The following is a 780-nucleotide window of genomic DNA, read 5'->3' as shown; positions in this document are numbered from 1 at the left end:
CTCCGGCTCTGCAGAGATATTCACACAAGGGATATACCGCTCCCCCTCCGGCGTTCTCACCACGAAGCCGCACGACTCCGCAGGCGCACACCGCCGGGCATGCGCCAGAATCGCTGATTCAGTCTGTGTCATAAACCGGGATTTACTGCGAAAGTTTATTAATGGAAAGGAAACCGCCAAAATTAGCCACCATGCTGCGCATCTCACACCCGCGCATGCACTTGCTGCATCTGTCCTTACGGATATCCGTGGTGGGGTTGTCGAACTCATCCGCCACCGCAGGACCGTTATACCCGCATTCATCTCCCCGGTAATCCCACATACAGGTGTTCGCCAGCATGATGCGACCGGGAAACAGCGCCCCGTCCGTCTCGGTCGGTGTGGCCAGCACAAACGAGGCCGTCATGGCCGTCAGCTCTGATAACTGCTCCACCACCCAGCGGTCGCTCAGCTCCTGCTCCGGGTCCGCTTCCGGATTGCCCGCCACAAAATTCACCGCATCCAGAAAACGGGCATACACCCGGCGGCGGACCACCGTGGCCCCCACCAGGCTCTGCAGGTCCTCCGCCATTCCGGTGACCAGACCGAACAGATTCGACACCGTCAGCGACGGGCGGGCACTGCTGCCCTTCCCGTTCATCTCAAAGCCACTGCCGTCAATCGGGTATGCCTGATATTGCCGCCCCTGCCAGGTGACCGCCTCCCCTTTTTCATTCAGCTCATTGCAGAAAAAATACCGCTCACCACCCTGTACCGTCAGGTCGATTTCCCAGAGTACCA

Annotated in this window: 2 protein-coding genes; both read right to left on the bottom strand. The window is 59.4% G+C overall.

Annotated features, from left to right (window positions below; translation table 11 throughout):
- On the bottom strand, positions 1 to 132 hold a 132-nt coding region (locus tag HEN33_RS25220; protein ID WP_001482052.1), incomplete at its 3' end, for a Mov34/MPN/PAD-1 family protein.
- Between the two features lie 10 nt (positions 133 to 142).
- The coding region (locus tag HEN33_RS25215; protein WP_183083527.1) for a phage minor tail protein L at positions 143 to 780 on the bottom strand (638 nt) is incomplete at its 5' end.

This window comes from Escherichia sp. 94.0001, assembly GCF_013369155.2.
Lineage (GTDB): Bacteria > Pseudomonadota > Gammaproteobacteria > Enterobacterales > Enterobacteriaceae > Escherichia > Escherichia coli_F.
This window is presented reverse-complemented; position numbering and strand designations above follow the sequence as displayed.